Source organism: Oricola nitratireducens (assembly GCF_014904745.1).
Classification (GTDB): domain Bacteria; phylum Pseudomonadota; class Alphaproteobacteria; order Rhizobiales; family Rhizobiaceae; genus Oricola; species Oricola nitratireducens.
On record NZ_JACZCS010000010.1, the window covers coordinates 74,831 to 92,270 of the forward strand.

Annotated in this window: 18 protein-coding genes and 1 tRNA gene; 2 read left to right on the forward strand and 17 right to left on the reverse strand. The window is 61.8% G+C overall.

Annotation, left to right across the window (positions count from 1 at the left end; all coding sequences use genetic code 11):
• Nucleotides 1-89: 89 nt before the first annotated feature.
• The 6 genes from IG169_RS06865 to IG169_RS06890 all read right to left on the reverse strand — a co-directional run bounded on the left by IG169_RS06865 (nt 90) and on the right by IG169_RS06890 (nt 6,531).
• Nucleotides 90-1,133: a hypothetical protein gene (locus tag IG169_RS06865; RefSeq protein ID WP_193175437.1), complete on the reverse strand. Its 1,044-nt coding sequence runs from the start codon at nt 1,131-1,133 to the stop codon at nt 90-92.
• 369 nt (nt 1,134-1,502) lie between these two features.
• Nucleotides 1,503-3,077, reverse strand: coding sequence for a 3'-5' exonuclease (locus IG169_RS06870; RefSeq protein ID WP_193175438.1), 1,575 nt, complete (start codon nt 3,075-3,077; stop codon nt 1,503-1,505).
• Between the two features lie 114 nt (nt 3,078-3,191).
• On the reverse strand, nt 3,192-3,950 hold the full coding sequence (locus IG169_RS06875) for a metallophosphoesterase (protein WP_193175439.1): 759 nt from the start codon (nt 3,948-3,950) through the stop codon (nt 3,192-3,194).
• Entirely contained in the window at nt 3,947-4,651 is a 705-nt protein-coding gene (locus IG169_RS06880) for a M41 family metallopeptidase (RefSeq protein WP_193175440.1), read from the reverse strand. Before IG169_RS06880 ends, IG169_RS06875 begins: the two co-directional genes overlap by 4 nt.
• The gene (locus tag IG169_RS06885; RefSeq protein ID WP_193175441.1) at nt 4,648-6,177 is read right to left on the reverse strand and encodes an AAA family ATPase; all 1,530 of its coding nucleotides are present in this window, start codon (nt 6,175-6,177) and stop codon (nt 4,648-4,650) included. The genes IG169_RS06880 and IG169_RS06885 overlap by 4 nt, the downstream gene beginning before the upstream one ends.
• Nucleotides 6,178-6,189: 12 nt before the next feature.
• Nucleotides 6,190-6,531 carry a DUF6634 family protein gene (locus tag IG169_RS06890; protein WP_193175442.1) on the reverse strand — a complete coding sequence of 114 codons (342 nt, stop codon included), beginning with the start codon at nt 6,529-6,531 and terminating at the stop codon, nt 6,190-6,192.
• 179 nt (nt 6,532-6,710) lie between these two features.
• Here IG169_RS06890 and IG169_RS06895 point away from each other — a divergent pair, with 179 nt between their 5' ends.
• Entirely contained in the window at nt 6,711-6,974 is a 264-nt protein-coding gene (locus IG169_RS06895; protein ID WP_193175443.1) for a helix-turn-helix domain-containing protein, read from the forward strand.
• 579 nt (nt 6,975-7,553) lie between these two features.
• Here IG169_RS06895 and IG169_RS06900 read toward each other — a convergent pair.
• From IG169_RS06900 to IG169_RS06930, 7 genes are all read right to left on the reverse strand, one after another.
• A tRNA-Pro gene (locus tag IG169_RS06900) sits at nt 7,554-7,630 on the reverse strand.
• A gap of 164 nt (nt 7,631-7,794) precedes the next feature.
• Nucleotides 7,795-8,355: a MerR family transcriptional regulator gene (locus tag IG169_RS06905; protein WP_193175444.1), complete on the reverse strand. Its 561-nt coding sequence runs from the start codon at nt 8,353-8,355 to the stop codon at nt 7,795-7,797.
• 133 nt (nt 8,356-8,488) lie between these two features.
• Nucleotides 8,489-8,812, reverse strand: a complete 324-nt coding sequence (locus IG169_RS06910) for an integration host factor subunit alpha (RefSeq protein WP_193175445.1) — start codon at nt 8,810-8,812, stop codon at nt 8,489-8,491.
• A 97-nt stretch (nt 8,813-8,909) separates the two neighbouring features.
• Nucleotides 8,910-9,881, reverse strand: coding sequence for a beta-ketoacyl-ACP synthase III (locus IG169_RS06915; protein WP_193175446.1), 972 nt, complete (start codon nt 9,879-9,881; stop codon nt 8,910-8,912).
• A gap of 9 nt (nt 9,882-9,890) precedes the next feature.
• On the reverse strand, nt 9,891-10,955 hold the full coding sequence (gene plsX / locus IG169_RS06920) for a phosphate acyltransferase PlsX (protein WP_193175447.1): 1,065 nt from the start codon (nt 10,953-10,955) through the stop codon (nt 9,891-9,893).
• Nucleotides 10,956-11,078: 123 nt separating this feature from the next.
• Nucleotides 11,079-11,648: a YceD family protein gene (locus tag IG169_RS06925; RefSeq protein WP_193175448.1), complete on the reverse strand. Its 570-nt coding sequence runs from the start codon at nt 11,646-11,648 to the stop codon at nt 11,079-11,081.
• A 2-nt stretch (nt 11,649-11,650) separates the two neighbouring features.
• Nucleotides 11,651-12,205: a ubiquinol-cytochrome C chaperone family protein gene (locus tag IG169_RS06930; RefSeq protein ID WP_193175449.1), complete on the reverse strand. Its 555-nt coding sequence runs from the start codon at nt 12,203-12,205 to the stop codon at nt 11,651-11,653.
• A gap of 150 nt (nt 12,206-12,355) precedes the next feature.
• Between IG169_RS06930 and IG169_RS06935 the strand changes: the two genes are divergently transcribed.
• On the forward strand, nt 12,356-12,835 hold the full coding sequence (locus tag IG169_RS06935) for an outer membrane protein assembly factor BamE (RefSeq protein WP_193175450.1): 480 nt from the start codon (nt 12,356-12,358) through the stop codon (nt 12,833-12,835).
• A 73-nt stretch (nt 12,836-12,908) separates the two neighbouring features.
• On the opposite strand, the gene IG169_RS06940 is transcribed toward IG169_RS06935, so the two are convergent.
• From IG169_RS06940 to ribH, 4 genes are all read right to left on the reverse strand, one after another.
• Nucleotides 12,909-15,059, reverse strand: a complete 2,151-nt coding sequence (locus IG169_RS06940; protein WP_193175451.1) for a sodium-translocating pyrophosphatase — start codon at nt 15,057-15,059, stop codon at nt 12,909-12,911.
• Between the two features lie 157 nt (nt 15,060-15,216).
• Nucleotides 15,217-16,455: an MFS transporter gene (locus tag IG169_RS06945; protein WP_193175452.1), complete on the reverse strand. Its 1,239-nt coding sequence runs from the start codon at nt 16,453-16,455 to the stop codon at nt 15,217-15,219.
• Nucleotides 16,452-16,970, reverse strand: a complete 519-nt coding sequence (nusB, locus tag IG169_RS06950; protein ID WP_193175453.1) for a transcription antitermination factor NusB — start codon at nt 16,968-16,970, stop codon at nt 16,452-16,454. The genes IG169_RS06945 and nusB overlap by 4 nt, the downstream gene beginning before the upstream one ends.
• Nucleotides 16,963-17,409 carry a 6,7-dimethyl-8-ribityllumazine synthase gene (ribH, locus tag IG169_RS06955; RefSeq protein ID WP_193175454.1) on the reverse strand — a complete coding sequence of 149 codons (447 nt, stop codon included), beginning with the start codon at nt 17,407-17,409 and terminating at the stop codon, nt 16,963-16,965. Before ribH ends, nusB begins: the two co-directional genes overlap by 8 nt.
• Nucleotides 17,410-17,440 lie beyond the last annotated feature (31 nt).

A 17,440-nucleotide genomic window follows, 5' to 3' on the forward strand; every position in this document is an offset into this window, starting at 1 on the left:
GATCACCGACGAAACGTGAGGCGACACTACAACCATCTGACGATGGATTGTCTTATCCTCGCCGCAAGCGAGCGGAATTTTCCTGGTCGTTAGCCCGCGACAGGACCGTCGTACATCGCGGGGTCCCACACCTGAATATTCGCCCCTTCGCCGTTCGGGGTGATCAGGAGTCCTTCCTTGTAGAACAGGTCGCGGGCGACATCGCCAAGTACGTCGAATTCGCTCGGGAACATCCATCCGCCGCGCTTATCCCAAAGCTTGCGGAGCTGAGCGACCAGCTCCTCGATTGCCTCGGTGTAACCAGCCTCCTCGATCGCTTGTCGGGTCTCCTCGCTGATCTCGACATTGCCATTACTGCCGTCGACGTGCCCAAAGGTATAAGCCGCCATCCGGAGCGGCTCCGACATCGGCGCGCCAAGTTCTCCGACGATCCGGTTGAGATCACGATGTTCCCAGAAACCGTCGCGCGCAGCCGCGGCCTTCTGCCGGGCGACGCCCACCACGCCACGCAGCCCTTCTTCGTAATAGGCCAGGTGCCCGGAACCGAACGGCGCGCTCAAGCGGCAGGCCGCATATTCGTCCCAGCAGGCCTCGTTGATCTGGGTGAATATCTGCTCCTCGTAGGAGTTGGCCTGCTTCTGGAGGATGGTGCCGGGGAAGGCTTCATCCTTCTCCGTCGTCACTTGCACGTGCGCGCATTCGTGGGCGATCAGATAGATGGCCTGTTGCTTTCCCGACTGAGCTTCCGCGTCATCCTCGTCGAGGGTTTCATCGATACTCTCGATGTACGCGCCGCTGAAAACGAGGTGAATCTTGACCTCGCCGTTGCGCAGGACGGCCGGTGACATGGCAACGCCGACAAGCTGGTCATCGTTTGACCGGGCGAGCGTTCGCAAACCTTTGACGCCTCGGTCAAGTTCGGCGAGCGCGGCATCGTAATCGTAGGCCACGGTCACCCCGTCAAGCCGCTCCAGATTAATCACCGAGCTTATGAGGCGGATGTAGCTCGCGAGCGTGTGGGCGACGCGGTTCGCGTCATCTGTGCGGGCGAACGCGCGCATCACGAATGACAGGTCGGCCGGTGCGGTTTGCGGCGGCAACGTGATTTCGGCATCTTCAGGCTTCTCGGACATTTACCGATCTTACGCGAACCCGCCGTGATCAGACACTGGCGGTGGCAAACCATCCACCGGGAACAGATGGGGTATATTGTGAATTGCGGCTGCCACTTGGTGTCCCGGTTCGTTAGGCTAAGCCTCGATCGCTGATGGCAAAGGTTTAGTGTCATCAGACGACATACGAGCAACCGCTTGCACCAATCTCAGCTTCAGAGCCATGTGTCTAGGATGTCACCCGACCCAGCCATCCAACCGACTGCCGACAGCGCATAAACTAACGGCCGCTTCCAGGATCGGAGATTGCATGGATGAACGGCGACAATGAGGGCGCGAAGCGGTCATTGAAAGAATTGCCATTCCTTAGCTTTGGCGCGTTTTTCGGATTCAAAACTTCACGATCGATACCCTGCAGCCATACGAACCTATTATTTCGATCTTCACTTGATCTCCGACGCGGGCACTGTTCCGCTTGAAGAATTCACCAACCCAACCACGTTTACGGAAGAGCTTCTTTGACCCGTCGATATCGGTGAACGCCGGAGAGTGTCCGCCCCAGACTACAGTGACTGTTCGGGCTGCGGCGGCAGCGGCGTTGGAGCCTCCGATGCAATCCTCAGGGAAGGCTGCCAAGACATCGCGCAGGTAGAAGTGGTTATTGTTGATGTTGCCCTGTGTGAGCGTCACGTATCCGACTACTGAGCCTTCAACTACTCGTGAGGCAGGAGACTCCTTGGCTGGCGTCGTTTCCACGCCGATAGAATTCTCCCAAGCGGTGGCATCGATATCGTCGGCCACCTCGACGTTTTCGATTTCGGGGACGATAGCTATGCGTGCGCCTTCCGCATGCAAGACGACTTCCGCGGCCGCTCGCGCATCCTCGCCGGCATCATGGTGGTCGAATGACAGGCCGAGATGGTTCTTAAGAGAGGCCAACCCGTGACCGCCATTGCCTTTCAGTTCAGGCCAGGCTTGGCGGGCGACGGTCACACTGTCTTGCCACTCCCACTCTGGCTCAGGAAGATCGACGGCGGCACAAGCCGCGCGGATCGCGCTACGGTCAAAACCGGAATGCTGATAGACGGTAATGCCGCTAAGCGCCCCCTCCAGAACGGGGAGCACCTGTTCGAAGGTGGGTGCCCCGGAAACCATCGTATTGGTGATCCCATGGATGCTTGTGAACATCCAGCGGGACGTCTGCGGATCGACGTAGGTCACCCATGTCTCGATTGAACTGTCCGGACGAACGCAAGCGACACCAATCTGACAGATGCTGCCGCGATCATTGTTCGCTGTTTCCACGTCGAGCGCCATGAACCGGAAGGGACCTGCCGGAAACGGTGGCACCGAAGCCTTCTCGGCAGAACTACTGGTCGTGGGAATGAATTCTGTGCCAAAGAAACGTGCCTTTTGGCGATCGATGGCGGCCAGTTCCGCATCGCGGAAATCCAAGTGGCCGATGACACGGTCCACGAGATCTACCGGTTCGTCGTAGGCATCCATACCACGGCGATTCCATGCGATGACGTCCCGAGGTGCGAGCGCAATCACCTCCTGCTCGAGCCTGGCTATGTCGATTTCATCCGGGAGAGGTACCCAGACCGCCTTGCAGTACTCGGCGATGAAGGCGTTGCGCAGCTTCTTCGCAATGTCACCATCAGCCTTGGTTGCCGGATCATTGCGCAGCCGCCACATCCGCCCGGTGTTGTACATGCGCGAGAAATAGTGACTGCCTGTCTCAGAACCGGTGCGATGGCGCTGGTGAATCCTCTTGTGGAAGGTCTCCTCCGCAGAACTCGTGGAGCCGATGTAGCGAAGCGCTCCAAGATGATCGACGAGGCCGTAAATGCCACGGCAATCCTTAGGCGCCACCGCAGTCGGTTGGGGTTTTACCGTGAGAAGCTGGTGCAGAATATCCTGTGCATTGGAGCTTGCGGGCTTTTGGCGAAAGAAACTCGCCATCTCTGAGATCCTTCTGATTCATTCGCTGCAAGCTGCCAGGCCCGCGACTCGAATGTCAGGTCTAATTCGGAACGCAGCGAGAATTCAACTGCGATCGGTCGGCTCGTGATGGTGTCAAACCTCGACAACCAACGCCGGATCGAACACGGCGTTCTCGTCCCCGTATCCACGCGGATTACTCACAATGAGCGTCTCAAGGATTCGATAGTTCCGGCATTCGTGGACATGCCCGTGGATCCAGACCGCCGGGCGTCCGGATCCGATTATGTCGGTCAGGTCAGATGCATAGGCGGCGTTGAGCAAGTCACCCTTGTAGCGTCCGGACAAGGATTTGGGATGCGGAAGATGGTGCGTGACGACGACGGTCGGGATCGGGTCAGCGTTCAATGCCGTCTCGATGAAGCGCAGGGACTCGAAATGTATCCTTCGGGCTATTTCTGGGACGAACCGTTTCCACGGCTTTCGCTGGTATACGATCTTCCGATGGTCGTTCATCCTTTCCCGGGCATGAGACATGGCCAATTGCGGATGTCCCTCGATCCCGTAGTCGGTCCATAGCGTAGCGCCGATGAAACGGACGCCGTCGATGACGACGAAATCGTTCTCGAGGAAATGAACGTTCGCAAGTCCTTCAGCCTCGGCTCGACCCTCATCGAGCCCATCCTTGATCGAGCCCTTGTAGAACTCATGGTTTCCGGCGACGTAGACGCAGGGCATGGCAGGGGCGATGCGCTTCGCCAGCCAGCGAATCCCGTTTGCCGGACCGTTGCAGAGATCGCCGGCGACGACGCAGACGTCGGCTTCGGGAATGGCGAGAGGCTCCGGCAGGTCGGCGTATTCGAGATGAAGGTCGGAGAATATCCAGAGTCTCATTCCTGCATCCGCTCCCGGACCTTCTCGAGGATTCGGGTCAGGCGTGGACCGTCGAAAGTCCCGTGGTTCAGCAGATGAGCGGCAAGGAATTCGACAGCCTCCTTCTGCTTGGCGATGATCGCGCGCGCGGCGCCATTCGCCGACTCCAGACGTGCATGGACCATCTCCGCCAGATCGGGATCCTGAGCGAACAGCAGTGAAGGGTCGGCGGCCGAACGGTAGAGCAGCGGCCACTTCTGTCCGAAGCCCAAAGTCGTCTCCATACGGAAGGCGAGATCGGTGGCGAGCGCGAGGTCGCTGTAGGGCTGGCCGCCGCAATGCGCCGCGACGTTGCCGAGGATGACTTCCTCGGCGGCCCTTCCGCCCAAGGTCGCCGCTAGTTCTGCGGTCAGCCGTTCCTCGGTCGAGTCGTCGTGCCGCTCGATGCGCCAGATTATACCGCCGCCTTCGGGGACATCCAGGGTGATCTGCTCGATGACGCCGAGGCCGAGATAGAGGCGCGCGACGGTATGGCCAGCTTCATGGATCGCCATGCGAAGCAGGAGCTCGATCGAGCGCTTCGGAGCTGACGGTCCTTCGAAGGATTCGTCGTGCTGCGGGCCATCGATGTTGCGGGGCGAGCGCCTGCCTCCGGCTTGTCGTCGTGATCGTTTTCGGGCAGCAGCGCTTTCGTCCGGGCGTGGTGATGCGGGATCCGTCATTGCCGTGACCTCTCTTGCTCGCGGGCTTCCATCAAGCCCTCCAGGAAGCGCTTCAACGTCCTGATCGATCCGCCGCTCCAGGCAGCGGCGAGAACCTCAAGCTCAAGGGCGTCGAGCGGTGTTGCCCAACGCGGGTCATGTCCGGCTTCGAGATACAGACCTTCAAGGATTCGGGGCGCCAGGGCGGCCACATGTTCGGGACCTGGCTGGGGGAACCGGAGCACACGGCAGCGGTCCCGCAGTACGGCGGGAATCGGGTCCACCGCGTTGGCCGTCATCAGCCACGTGACGAATCCAAGATTGCACTCCGCCTCGATGTATGGGTCGTGCCAGCGTCTGGCCGTCTCGCCTTCCAGCAGGCCGAGAAGCACGTCATGCGCGTTGCCGTTCTGGCGGCTGGTTCCAATCTTTTCGACCTCGTCCAAGATGATGATCGGTCCGGCACAGTCGTGCCGCCGGACCGCCATGACCGGAAGGCTCGGCTCTCCCGACGTCCAGCGTCGTGACGCGCCACCAATGGCGCTGTCGCTCATGCCGCCGCAGGAAATCATTTCGTATGGTACCCGCAGTTCCTCGGAAAGGCGGCGGGCAAAACGCGACTTCCCGCATCCCGGGGGGCCGACGAAGATCGTGGGATGGATCCAGACATGCCTCCGGCCGACGAGCGGGTTGAGCACCTTGTCGACGAGCGCCTCCGCATAGGGGAATTCCTCGACAAGGGCGGATCGAACCGATGCCAGGTTCGGGGTCTTCTTCAGCGGGAGCGGTTGTTTCAGGAGCGCCCCGAATTCCCTTGCGACGCGTTTGCCTTCGGATGTCGAGCCATTGCCGATGGAGTTGATGACAATGACAGCGCCGGGCGCCACGTATTCCTGGTCGAGGTGCGGTGGTCCGACCATGGGCCGATCGTCATTGACAGCCGGGTCGCGATCATCCGGCCGCCGGTTGTCGGCCTGCTTCCTGGCCAACGCCCTGACGGCAGACTGGAAAAGGTGTTCGTAGGTTTTCGCCTTCTCCGCCACGCGATACGACGAGCTTTGCCCGCCAAGCCTCAAACGCTCTTCCAGGACGGTCGAGGCGACCGTCCAGCCGAGCGATCGGTAAACCATGCCGGACTGCTCCCCATGCCGGACGTCCTTAAACGCAAGTCGCGCCATTTCGCCGGCCATTTTGATGGCGGCTTCCGGCTGACCGAAGAATGCCAGGTAGATAAGGCACCGCAACCGACACGCCTCGACGGGAAAGGTTTTGGTCTTTGGAAGCTGGTCGAGTGCTTCGACGAGAGCGATGACGCGGTCGTCGCTCGGGACGCGAGAGAGGTCATCCAGGCATTCGACTATGGGAAGAAGATATTTCTGGCGACGCCGTTTGATCCGGCGCCCCAGACGTGCCGCATATTCGCACATGTCTTCCGAAAGCGCCTCCTTGAAGAAGGGCATTCCGCGCAGGAGCTCCTCCTCGGTGGGCAGGTGCTGGCCCGTCACGGCTGCCGCGAAACGACGAAGGAAGTGCCTGTCCGCTGACAAGTATCCATTCCTTCACGACTGGAGATCGGTCTGACCGGCCGGCCGGCCCAGGCGGTACCAGCGGGACAGCGTGCGGGCCCAGGTCCGGTCCTCCGACATCAGCCAGAGATCCGAAGTACCGATCATCCTGTTGTCACCGGGAAGCAACGGATGACCTGTCGACAGTCCGGCCAGGCATGGGATGATCCTGCTGGCCACCATCCAGCGGTCGAGCAGCGGGGCTTCGCCTTCGACCAGTTCTTCCGGCAACAGGCCACGACTGATGGCGTCCATGTCGGCGACGAGGGCGGAGAGGCGCTCGAACTCGCGATGAAAAATCGGATCCTGTTCGTCGTATCTGCGGAACGTCACCATGGGCACACCTCCGGTGTTCGGCCGAGGAAATAGCGGATCGGATCGCGGGCGATCTCTAAGATCCGAATCCTTCCCTACGGCGCCACGGGTGCGGCGTCTACCAGTCCCACTTGGCGTCGTGACGCCACGTGCGACGTTTTCCACTGGAAGATTCGATTGCTCGCCGGTAGGAGGGATTCATGCAGGCTTCCTATGACCTACTCCGCGCCGCGCGTGTAGCGCTGGACATTCCCGCAGCCGAGTTGGCGAAACGCGCGGGTGTCAGCAAGCGGTCGCTCGTCCGGATCGAAGCATGCGAGCCGGTGACGCTTGAAACCAGCCTTCGCGTTCAGAAGGCGTTGGAAGAGGCCGGCGTGGAGTTCTTGGCAGAGACGGAGACGAAGGGACCTGGCCTGCGGGTCAGAAAAGAGGATGCTCGAAAGATCGGGTTTCAAATTGACTAACGAGTAGGCCAATTAACCGGCGTTTTGCCGCTGCATGGCAGTGCCGATCCGATAAACCCTGTACTAGTTTGCCCGACGTACCCAGCACCTAGGCCTGTCACGCACGCAGTCTAATGGAGCCTCCCAGACAAGCTCCGCCAAGCACAAATCAGGATAATAATTCGCTACCGGTTTCTTGGGCGGCTCTCAAGGCCCGCCCTTCGGTCGGGTCCGAATGCGAAATCGTCGCAAACTGCGCTTGGGGCGGGGGCGCCTACAGCGCAAGTTGGAAAGCGCGGCGCCCCCGCCCATGGCATAGATTTGTTGACTTCATACACAAAGACGCTTCGCACCAAACTGTTCATCCTTCCCAATCAGCCCATTAGACCTGAACACAAAGACGGGAAGAAAAGTTCTGTTTCTCAATAGCTTATCGACAAGTCAACAGATTGAGGCACCGCGTATAATTGGAGATTTCGCCACACTTGAGAGATTCTAACGAAATCAAAGAACGACAGTGGGCCGACCCCTGAGATCCAGAGCGTCGGCCCACCGGTGAGATGCAGATTTTCCGCCAACTACTTGTTATTGTTGGCTTTTTGGTCGGAGTGGCGGGATTCGAACCCACGACCCCTTGACCCCCAGTCAAGTGCGCTACCGGGCTGCGCTACACTCCGTCGACGCTCTGCTCCCAAATACTGAACAATTCGGCCCATCGCGTATAACGAACCCACGACCCCTTGACCCCCAGTCAAGTGCGCTACCGGGCTGCGCTACGCTCCGAACCGCGAGAAGCTATAGTCATCGTCCGGCGCATAGACAAGCGGTTTTCGCTGCGATTTCACCGCGACTGGTCGAGGAGCCGCTTGCATTCGAGAAGATCGAACAGCGCTTCCTGAAGCAGGGCGCGGTTCTCGCGCGACAATTCCGATTTGCCGGACGCTTCCGCTCCCTCGCCGGCCTTGCCGACAAATCCGAAAATGCCTTTGCCGCGCGCCTTCGCCTCGCCGACGACCATGTCGGCTTCGGCTTCCGCCATCGCCGGCTGACGTGTCGCGCGCGCATCTTCCGCCTGTGCGGTCTTGGCCGCATCGGCGTTCTTGCGCGTCAGCTCCTCGAAGGCCGACATGTCGCCGGTTCCGATGGCGACAGCGAATTGAACACCGTTCTCGCGCAGGAGTTTCTGCACGCCCTTGATGGTGTAACCTTCCTCGTAAAGCAGATGCTTGATGCCGCGCAGCATGTCGACATCGTTCGGCCGATAGTAGCGGCGGCCGCCGCCACGCTTCATCGGCTTTATCTGCGAAAAACGGGTTTCCCAGAAACGCAGGACATGCTGGGGAAGGTCCAGTTCTTCGGCGACTTCGCTGATAGTGCGAAACGCATCCGGGCTCTTTTCCATGGGGGGCTCTGTCTTCTTTCCGAATCCTTCGAAAGTCTAACGTCTGCTCCGCCCGGCGCAAAGCGCCAGTGCGCCGTCCAGTCGCGTTTTTTACGGAAGTCTTTGAAAATGTTCCGGAAGAAAATCCGGAAACTCAGTCGCCGGCGCTATCGGCGCGCTTGGCGTGCGAATCGGCAATCTTCTGCTTGAGGACGTTGGACGCCTTGAACGTCATCACCCGCCGCGGGGAAATCGGAACTTCCTCGCCGGTTTTCGGGTTGCGCCCGATCCGCTCCGACTTGTCGCGAACCTGAAAGGTCGCGAAGGACGAAAGCTTGACCGTTTCGCCGCGAACGACGGCATCGCAAATCTCGTCAATGATCATCTCGACGAGCGAAGCAGACTCGCTTCTTGACAGTCCCACCTTGCGATAAACCGCCTCGGCCAGATCCGCACGCGTAAGCGTTTTGCCTCCCATATGATCCGGCTTCCCTCAACACACTGAAAATCCAAAGGAAAGGCTAGCGTGTGACCGCCCAACGGTCAAGCAAGCTCGGCCTTAAACGCGGAAAATATTACCAACGGAGCAGAACCGCACCCCAAGTAAAACCACCGCCCATTGCTTCGAGCAGAATGAGATCGCCTTTCTGGATGCGTCCGTCCTCGACGGCCACCGACAGGGCGAGCGGAACGGAAGCGGCCGAGGTGTTGCCGTGCCGGTCCACGGTGATGACCACCTTACCCTCGGGAATTCCAAGCTTTTTTGCCGAAGCCTCAATGATCCGGCGGTTTGCCTGGTGCGGTACGAACCAGTCGATATCATCGGCGGTGATACCGGCTACGCTGAAGGAATCCTCGATCACGTCGGTTATCATGCCGACCGCATGCTTGAAGACTTCGCGACCCTGCATGCGCAAGTGACCGACAGTCTTCGTGGTCGACGGACCGCCGTCGACATAGAGTTTTTCCTTGTGACAGCCGTCGGAACGCAATTTGGCGGCAAGAATGCCGGTGTCCGAGGTGAGGCCAACGCCTTCGGAGGCTTCGAGAACCACGGCCCCCGCCCCGTCGCCGAACAGCACGCAGGTCGTGCGGTCTTCCCAGTCGAGCAGGCGCGAGAAGGTCTCGGCGCCAATCACCAGGACGCGGCGCGCCATGCCGCCGCGAATGTAGAGATCAGCGGTTGTCAGGGCATAGATGTAACCGCTGCACACCGCCTGCAGGTCGAAGGCGGCGCCGTGATGGATCCCGAGCCGGTTCTGGATGTCGACCGCGGTCGCCGGGAAGGTGTTGTTCGGGGTCGATGTCGCGAGAATGATCAGGTCGATATCGGCGGGCTCGCGGCCGGCGGAGGCAAGCGCGTTGCGGGCCGCTTCCTCGCCCAGCGATGCGGTCGTCTCGTCATCGCCGGCGATATAGCGCTGGCGGATCCCGGTGCGCTGGATGATCCACTCGTCCGATGTCTCGACGATGTGCTCGAAATCCCTGTTGGCCATGGCGCGCTTCGGCAGCGCGCGCCCAATACCGGTTACCGCAGATCTGATCATGTCCGGAAATTACCCTGAAGTTTGAGCGGACGCCGCCTTGAAGGCCACGTCCCTTGCACGGCGTCCGTGGAAGCTCTGGAGATCGGTTTCGATCTTGTCCAGAAGCCCGTTGCGGACCATGTCGTAGCCGACATCGATTGCCGCCGCGAATCCCTCGTCATCGGTGCCGCCGTGGCTCTTGATGACAATCCCGTTGAGGCCGAGAAAGACCCCGCCATTGACCTTGCGCGGATCCATCTTGTCGCGCAGGCGATTGAACGCCCCGCGCGCCAGGAGATAGCCGATGCGGGCCATCACGGTGCGGCTCATGGCGGCGCGCAGATATTCGGCGATCTGTTTGGCCGTCCCCTCCGCGGTCTTCAGCGCGATATTGCCGGCAAATCCTTCCGTCACCACGACGTCGACGGTTCCCTTGCCGAGGTCGTCGCCCTCGACGAATCCCTCGTAATCGAGTGTCGGCAGGCCGGATTCACGCAACAGCCGGCCGGCCTCCTTGACCTCTTCCTGGCCCTTGATCTCCTCGACACCGACATTGAGCAGTCCGACCGTCGGGCGCTTCACCTCGATGAGGGCGCGCGCCATGGCGGCCCCCATGACGGAGAAATCCACGAGTTGCTGGGCGTCGGCGCCGATCGTCGCGCCGACATCGAGCACGATGCTCTCGCCGCGCAGCGTCGGCCAGATCGCCGCGATGGCGGGACGCTCGATATCCGCCATGGTGCGCAGGCAGAATTTCGACATCGCCATCAGCGCGCCGGTGTTGCCGGCGGAGATGCAGGCTTCGGCCTCGCCGTTCTTGACGGCCTCGATGGCCTTCCACATGGACGATTTCCAGCGGCCCTGGCGCAGGGCCTGGCTCGGCTTGTCGTCCATGCGCACGGCGATATCGCAATGGACGAAACGCGATGCCTTCTTCAGCTTTTCGTAGCGGTCGAGGATCGGCAGGACCTTGTCCTCCTGGCCGAAGAACACGAACCGCAATTCGGGATGGCGTTCCAGCGATTTCGCGGCTCCGGGGATGACGACGGCTGGTCCGAAATCCCCTCCCATCGCGTCAATCGAAATTGTTATCAAAACGTCCAATCCCGTGTTCGTTTTCTGCCTTTGGCAGTTGGCCGGGCGCGATGGGCCGCGGCGGGCAGACCATAGACGTTCTGCCGGAGGTCTCAACACCTTATTTCGCGGCTTTTTCCGGTTTCACAGCTTATCGCGCAGCGCGGCGAGCTTGGCGAAGGGATTGTCGGCGCCGCCGTCGCCGTCATCGTCTGCCGCGTCCGCCGGCTGCTCCAGTTCCGCGCCGGGCGCGCGGGGATAGGGATCGATGGCAAGCTCGAAAAACTCCTCGGCGACCGCTCCGGCGTCGATCACTCCGCCGTCGAAAGTCTCCGGCAGATCCGGCCCGTCGGGATCGACGATCATCGCGCCGTCATCGTCGAGCGGCCGGGCAAGGCGCGAGCCTTCTGGCAGGAACACCGCATCGACGGACACGTCCAGTTCCGCGGGCACGGGCGCGAGCGTGACGATGCATTCCTGCACGATCCGCGCCTTGACCGTGCCGCGAATGCGCACGCCGTCCTTGCGCCAGCGCTTCAGGTCCAGTTCGGCAACAAAACTGTCAACGGACGCCAGACCGTGCGTTTTCGCCAGCGCCTCGCGCTCGGCCTCGCCGGCCTCGATACGGACGGCAAAACCCGCCGACGGCAGAACCGAGACGACGACCGGCCGGGCAATCGGGCTCGGCGCCTTTGGATTGTCATGCGCGCTCATGGTCATACCTGCCCGAGAGCCGCCGCTTCGGGATACCGGACAATGCCGGCGAGAAGCTCTTCGTCGGAGACGCCCTGCAGAAGCTTCGCCGACCGCAGCATGTATCCGGCGATGGCGGCGCGGTCGATCGTCTCCGGCGCTCCGGGCGCGATGTTGCGCGCGATCGCCTCGCCAAGCGTTTCGGCATCGCCGTCATCGAGCGCGGACCAGTAATGGCCCATGCGGCCGTAGAACATGCGCGCGAGTTTCTTCATGCGCTTGGGCACCGACGGATCGCCGACACCGAGCTCGCGAATCGAATGATCGACATCCTTGAAGAATTCGTCGAGCACGTCCTGCGCCAGCTCGTCGATCGGTTTGGCGGCGGTGCGGGTGCGGTAAAGGAAGAGAATCATGTGCAAGCCGACGCTTTCGTAGCGCCCGAGCGGCGTGTCCGGCACGCCCCAGTCACTGTAGAACACCGGCTGGCGCGCCGCGGCGATGACCGAGGTATACACCGCGTCGACGATCTTGCGGTTGAGGTTTTTCGGCGCCCGCCGAAAGAGTGACATAATCATAGTGCAATCGCACCTTCCGTCGTTGGGCCCGAGCCTCGCGGCGATCTTGCAACCGGGCCTGAGACAGGTTACCGAACCAGACCCAAGACAGGCATCGGGCCAATCTGATTGACGGAGATGATGGTGGCGTCGGAAAAAATCAAGAAAAGAATGTCGCTGGCACGCGCCCTTCCCGTTCTGCTTGCTGCCAGCACCGTGACGCTTGCGGGCTGCACGACAGCGAAGGTTCTGCCAATCTCGGAGACCTTCAAGCAGGGCTACGTGATCGACGAGCAAACCCTGCAGCTGGTTCCGCCCGGTTCCAGCCGCGAACAGGTACTGCTGGCGCTGGGCACGCCGACGACGACAGCCGAGTTCGACAACGAGGTGTTCTATTACATTTCGCAGACGCGCCGGCGCCCCGTTGCCTTCATGAAGACCAGAATCGTCGACCAGCGCATCCTCGCCGTCTATTTCAACAAGGACGAAACGGTGGAGCGGATCGCCGATTACGGCCTGCAGGACGGCAAGATCTTCGACTTCGTCACCCGCACGACGCCGACCGGCGGTCGCGACCAGACCTTCCTCGCACAGATCTTCTCCGGAACGATCGGCGGGCCGAGCGCCTCGAGCGTTTTCAAGGGACACTGACGCAAGGCGCATTTCCCAATAAAAAACCGGCGGTGGTTTCCCACCGCCGGTTTTTCTTTTCGTATCGCCGCTATCAGTGCGCCATGACCGCGAGCAGAAGCAGGGCGACGATGTTGGTGATCTTGATCGCCGGGTTGACGGCCGGACCGGCGGTATCCTTGTAGGGATCACCCACCGTGTCGCCGGTGACCGAAGCCTTGTGCGCTTCGGAGCCCTTCTCGTGCTTGACGCCGTCCTTGTCGACAAAGCCGTCCTCGAAGGACTTCTTGGCGTTGTCCCAGGCGCCGCCGCCCGAGGTCATCGAGATGGCGACGAACAGGCCGTTGACGATCACGCCGAGCAGCATGGCGCCGAGCGCCGCAAAAGCCGAGGCCTTGGAGCCGGAGATCAGCAAGACGCCGAAATAGACGACCAGCGGCGCCAGGACCGGCAGCAGCGACGGAATGATCATTTCCTTGATCGCAGCCTTGGTCAGCAGGTCCACCGCACGGGCATAGTCCGGACGGTCCTTGCCTTCCATGATGCCCGGCTTCTCGCGGAACTGACGGCGCACTTCCTCCACGATCGAACTCGCGGCGCGACCGACTGCCGTCATCGCCAGACCACCAAAGAGATAGGGGATCAGGCCGCCGAAGATCAGGCCGGCAACCACATAGGGGTTGGACAGCGAGAACGAGATGTCGCCCATGCCGGCGAAATACGGAAACTTGTCCGAATTGTCGGCAAAGAATGTCAGGTCGTTCGAATAGGCGGCGAACAGCACCAGCGCGCCGAGACCGGCAGAACCGATCGCGTAACCCTTGGTGACAGCCTTGGTGGTGTTGCCGACGGCGTCGAGTGCGTCGGTCGATTTGCGAACCTCGGGATCGAGGCCGGCCATCTCCGCGATACCGCCGGCGTTGTCGGTAACCGGGCCGAAGGCGTCGAGAGCGACGATCATGCCGGCGATGCCGAGCATGGCGGTGACCGCGATACCGGTGCCGAACAGGCCGGCCAGCTGGTAGGTCACAATGATGCCGCCGGAAATGACGATGGCCGGAAGCGCCGTCGATTCAAGCGAAACGGCAAGCCCCTGGATCACGTTGGTGCCGTGACCCGAAACCGATGCCTGTGCGATCGAGTTCACCGGGCGCTTGTTGGTGCCCGTGTAGTACTCGGTGATCACCACGATCAGGGCTGTTACCAGCAGGCCGATCAGCCCGCAGATGAACAGGTTGGTACCGGAGATCATCGAACCGTTGCCCAAGGCGATGTCGCCCCAGCCGATGGTCAGCGAGGTTGCGCCGCCGAGACCGATCACCGACAGGATGCCGGTGACGATCAGGCCCTTGTAGAGCGCGCCCATGATCGAGCCATTGGTGCCGAGCTTGACGAAGAAGGTGCCGACGATCGAGGTGATGATCGATGCGCCGCAGATCGCGAGCGGATAGAGCATGACGGATTCGAGCACCTGGGTGCCGGCGAAGAAGATGGCGCCGAGGACCATGGTGGCGACGACGGTCACCGCGTAGGTCTCGAACAGGTCGGCGGCCATGCCGGCGCAGTCACCGACATTGTCGCCGACATTGTCGGCGATCGTCGCCGGGTTGCGCGGGTCGTCTTCCGGAATGCCCGCTTCCACCTTGCCGACGAGGTCGCCGCCGACATCCGCACCCTTGGTGAAGATACCGCCGCCGAGACGGGCGAAGATGGAGATCAGCGATGCGCCGAAGCCGAGTGCAACGAGGGAGTCAACGACCACGCGCGGCACTTCGCCGTCGGCGCCAATCCCGTATCCCATCACGTTGGTCAGGATGTAATAGTAGACCGAGACGCCGAGCAGCGCGAGCCCGGCAACCAGCATGCCGGTGATGGCGCCCGACTTGAACGCGATCTCGAGGCCGGCGGCGAGGCTGTGCGACGACGCCTGCGCGGTGCGCACATTGGCGCGGACCGAAACATGCATGCCGATATAGCCGGCCAGACCGGACAGCACCGCGCCGATCATAAAGCCGAAAGCGGCCGCGGCGCTCAGCAGAACCCACGCTGCTATAAACACGATCACACCGACGATGGCGATCGTCGTGTACTGGCGGTTGAGATATGCCTGCGCGCCCTCACGGATCGCCGCGGCGATTTCCTGCATACGCGCATTTCCCTGGTCGGCGGCCAGGACCGACTGCGTTGCCCAGATCGCATATACGATCGAAAGCAGCCCGCAAGCGATGACAGCTAGAAGAACCATTCCCGTTTCCTTTGATTTTTCCTCGGACCCGAAATCCCCTCCACGGCCCGTTCAAGAGCGACCGATTGCGCCGAAAAGCGCGCACGATGTCGCACCTTACGTAGTTTACCGCGCAAGTGAAGGTCAAGCGGCGATCCGCGGTGTCCAGCGGGATTCGCTACTCTCCGGCTTGTGCTATGGTCGAATGCCGGGAGCCGAAGACAAGAAGACCGAGAAGAACGAGGCAGAAAGCCGCCACCGGGAAGACGATCCAGTTGAGCATTTCCCAACCGAACGCGTTGAGTGTGAAGCCGGACATCAGCGACGCGAAGGCGACGGTCGAGAACAGCAGGAAGTCATGCAGCCCCTGGACCTTGTTCTTTTCGCTGACGTGGTAGGAGTCGGTCAGCATCGCGGTCGAGCCGATGAAGGCGAAGTTCCAGCCGACGCCGAGCAGGACCAGCGCAGTCCAGAACTGCCACAGCGCGATGCCGGACAGCGCGACGATGGCGCAGCCGACGAGCAGCACCATGCCGAAGGCAACGATGCGCTCCTTGCCGAAACGGGCGATCAGGCGCCCGGTGACGAAGCTCGGCGCGAACATCGCCATGACGTGGAACGAGATGCCGATCGCCGCCTCGTCGGTCGTGAAGCCGCAGCCGACCATGGCGAGCGGCGCGCCGGTCATGACGAAGCTCATCAGCGCGTAGGAGCCGACGCCGCAGGCAAAGGATACCATGAAGCGCGGCTGCAGCAGGATCTGCATCAGCGGGCGCGCGGCGGGGCCGGTGACCACGACGTCGCCCGCCTTGACATGGCGGATGTTCAGCGTCGAGAGGATGCCGATGCCGATCAGGCCGAGCCCGATCATCGAAACGAAAGCGCCTGCATACTGGACCGGCTGAAAGAGGTCACGCGTCCACACCACCGTCTGCGGGCCGATGACGGCCGCGAAGACGCCGCCGCCCAGCACCCACGAAATCGCGCGCGGCCGGAATTGCGGCGGCGCGTTGTCGGCAGCCGCAAAGCGATATTGCTGGACGAAGGAGCCGCCCATGCCGATGATCAGCAAGCCGGTGGCGAAGAGCCAGAAATTCAGCTGGAACAGCGCGATCGCCGCGAGCGCGCCGCCGAGCGCGGTGACCATCGCACCCGACATGAAGCCGACGCGGCGCCCGAGCGCCCGCATCAGCAGGGCCGCCGGCAGCGCACCGAGCGCAACGCCGACATTGAAGCCGGTAACCGGCGCTGTCGCGATCGACGGATCGGCGTTGTTGACCGCCAGCAGGTATTTTCCGGCGAGACCGCCGAGCGAAATCGAGATCGGCGCCGCAGCGCCGATGATGGCCTGGGCGCTCGCCAGCGTCAGCGCGGTGCGTTTCGCGCTGGTTTCGGTGATCTCGCTCGTCGCTGTCATGAATCTCCGGCCTGTTTGGCCTCCCGTAAACTCTTCGCGATCCGGTCGAGCACGGCATTGACCATCCGCGGCTCCTCGCCGTCCTCGTAGAAGGCACGGGCGATGTCGACATATTCGGAAATCACGACCGCGGGCGGCAGGTCCTTGATGCTTGTCAATTCATAGGCCCCTGCCCGAAGAATCGCGCGCAGGGTGGAATCCAGCCGCGACAGCGGCCAGTCGTCGGTCAGCGCGTTGCGCAGCACGGGATCGAGCTGCTTCTGGCGGTTGACCACGCCCGACAGGATGTTGCGGAACCAGGCCGCATCGGCCTCGCGATACTGCTCGCCGTCGATTTCCTTGCCGAGCCGGAAGGTTTCGTATTCGGCGGCCGTTTCCAGCACGCCGCTGCCGGCCACGTCCATCTGGTAGAGCGCCTGCACGGCGGCAAGACGCGCCGCGCCGCGCTTGTTGGCGGGCTTCGGCCCGTTTTCCGAGCGCTTTCCGGCTGGCTTCTTGTCGTCGACCCTAGTCATTGGCACCCATCTTTTCGCGCAGCGCGATCATCGTCAGCGCCGCACGGGCGGCGAACCCGCCCTTGTCACTTTCTTCACGGCGCGCACGCGCCCATGCCTGCGCCTCGTTTTCGACCGTCAGAATACCGTTGCCGATGGCCGCGGCTTCCTCGACGGCGAGACTCATCAGCGCGCGGCTGGATTCATTGGCGACGATCTCGAAGTGATAGGTTTCGCCGCGAATGACGACGCCGAGCGCGACGAAACCGTCGAACTCCCTGTCGCCTTCGAGCGCAAAGGAGATCGTGGCCGGAATTTCGAGCGCACCGGGCACGGTTACAACCTCGTATGTCGCTCCCGCCTCGTCCAGCGCGGCTTTCGCCCCGTCCAGAAGGGCCTCGGAAAGGCCCTCGTAGAAGCGCGCTTCCACGATCAGCAAATGCGGTGCGTCATCGGCCATAGATGGTATCTCCGGAGGAATTCTGTGCAGG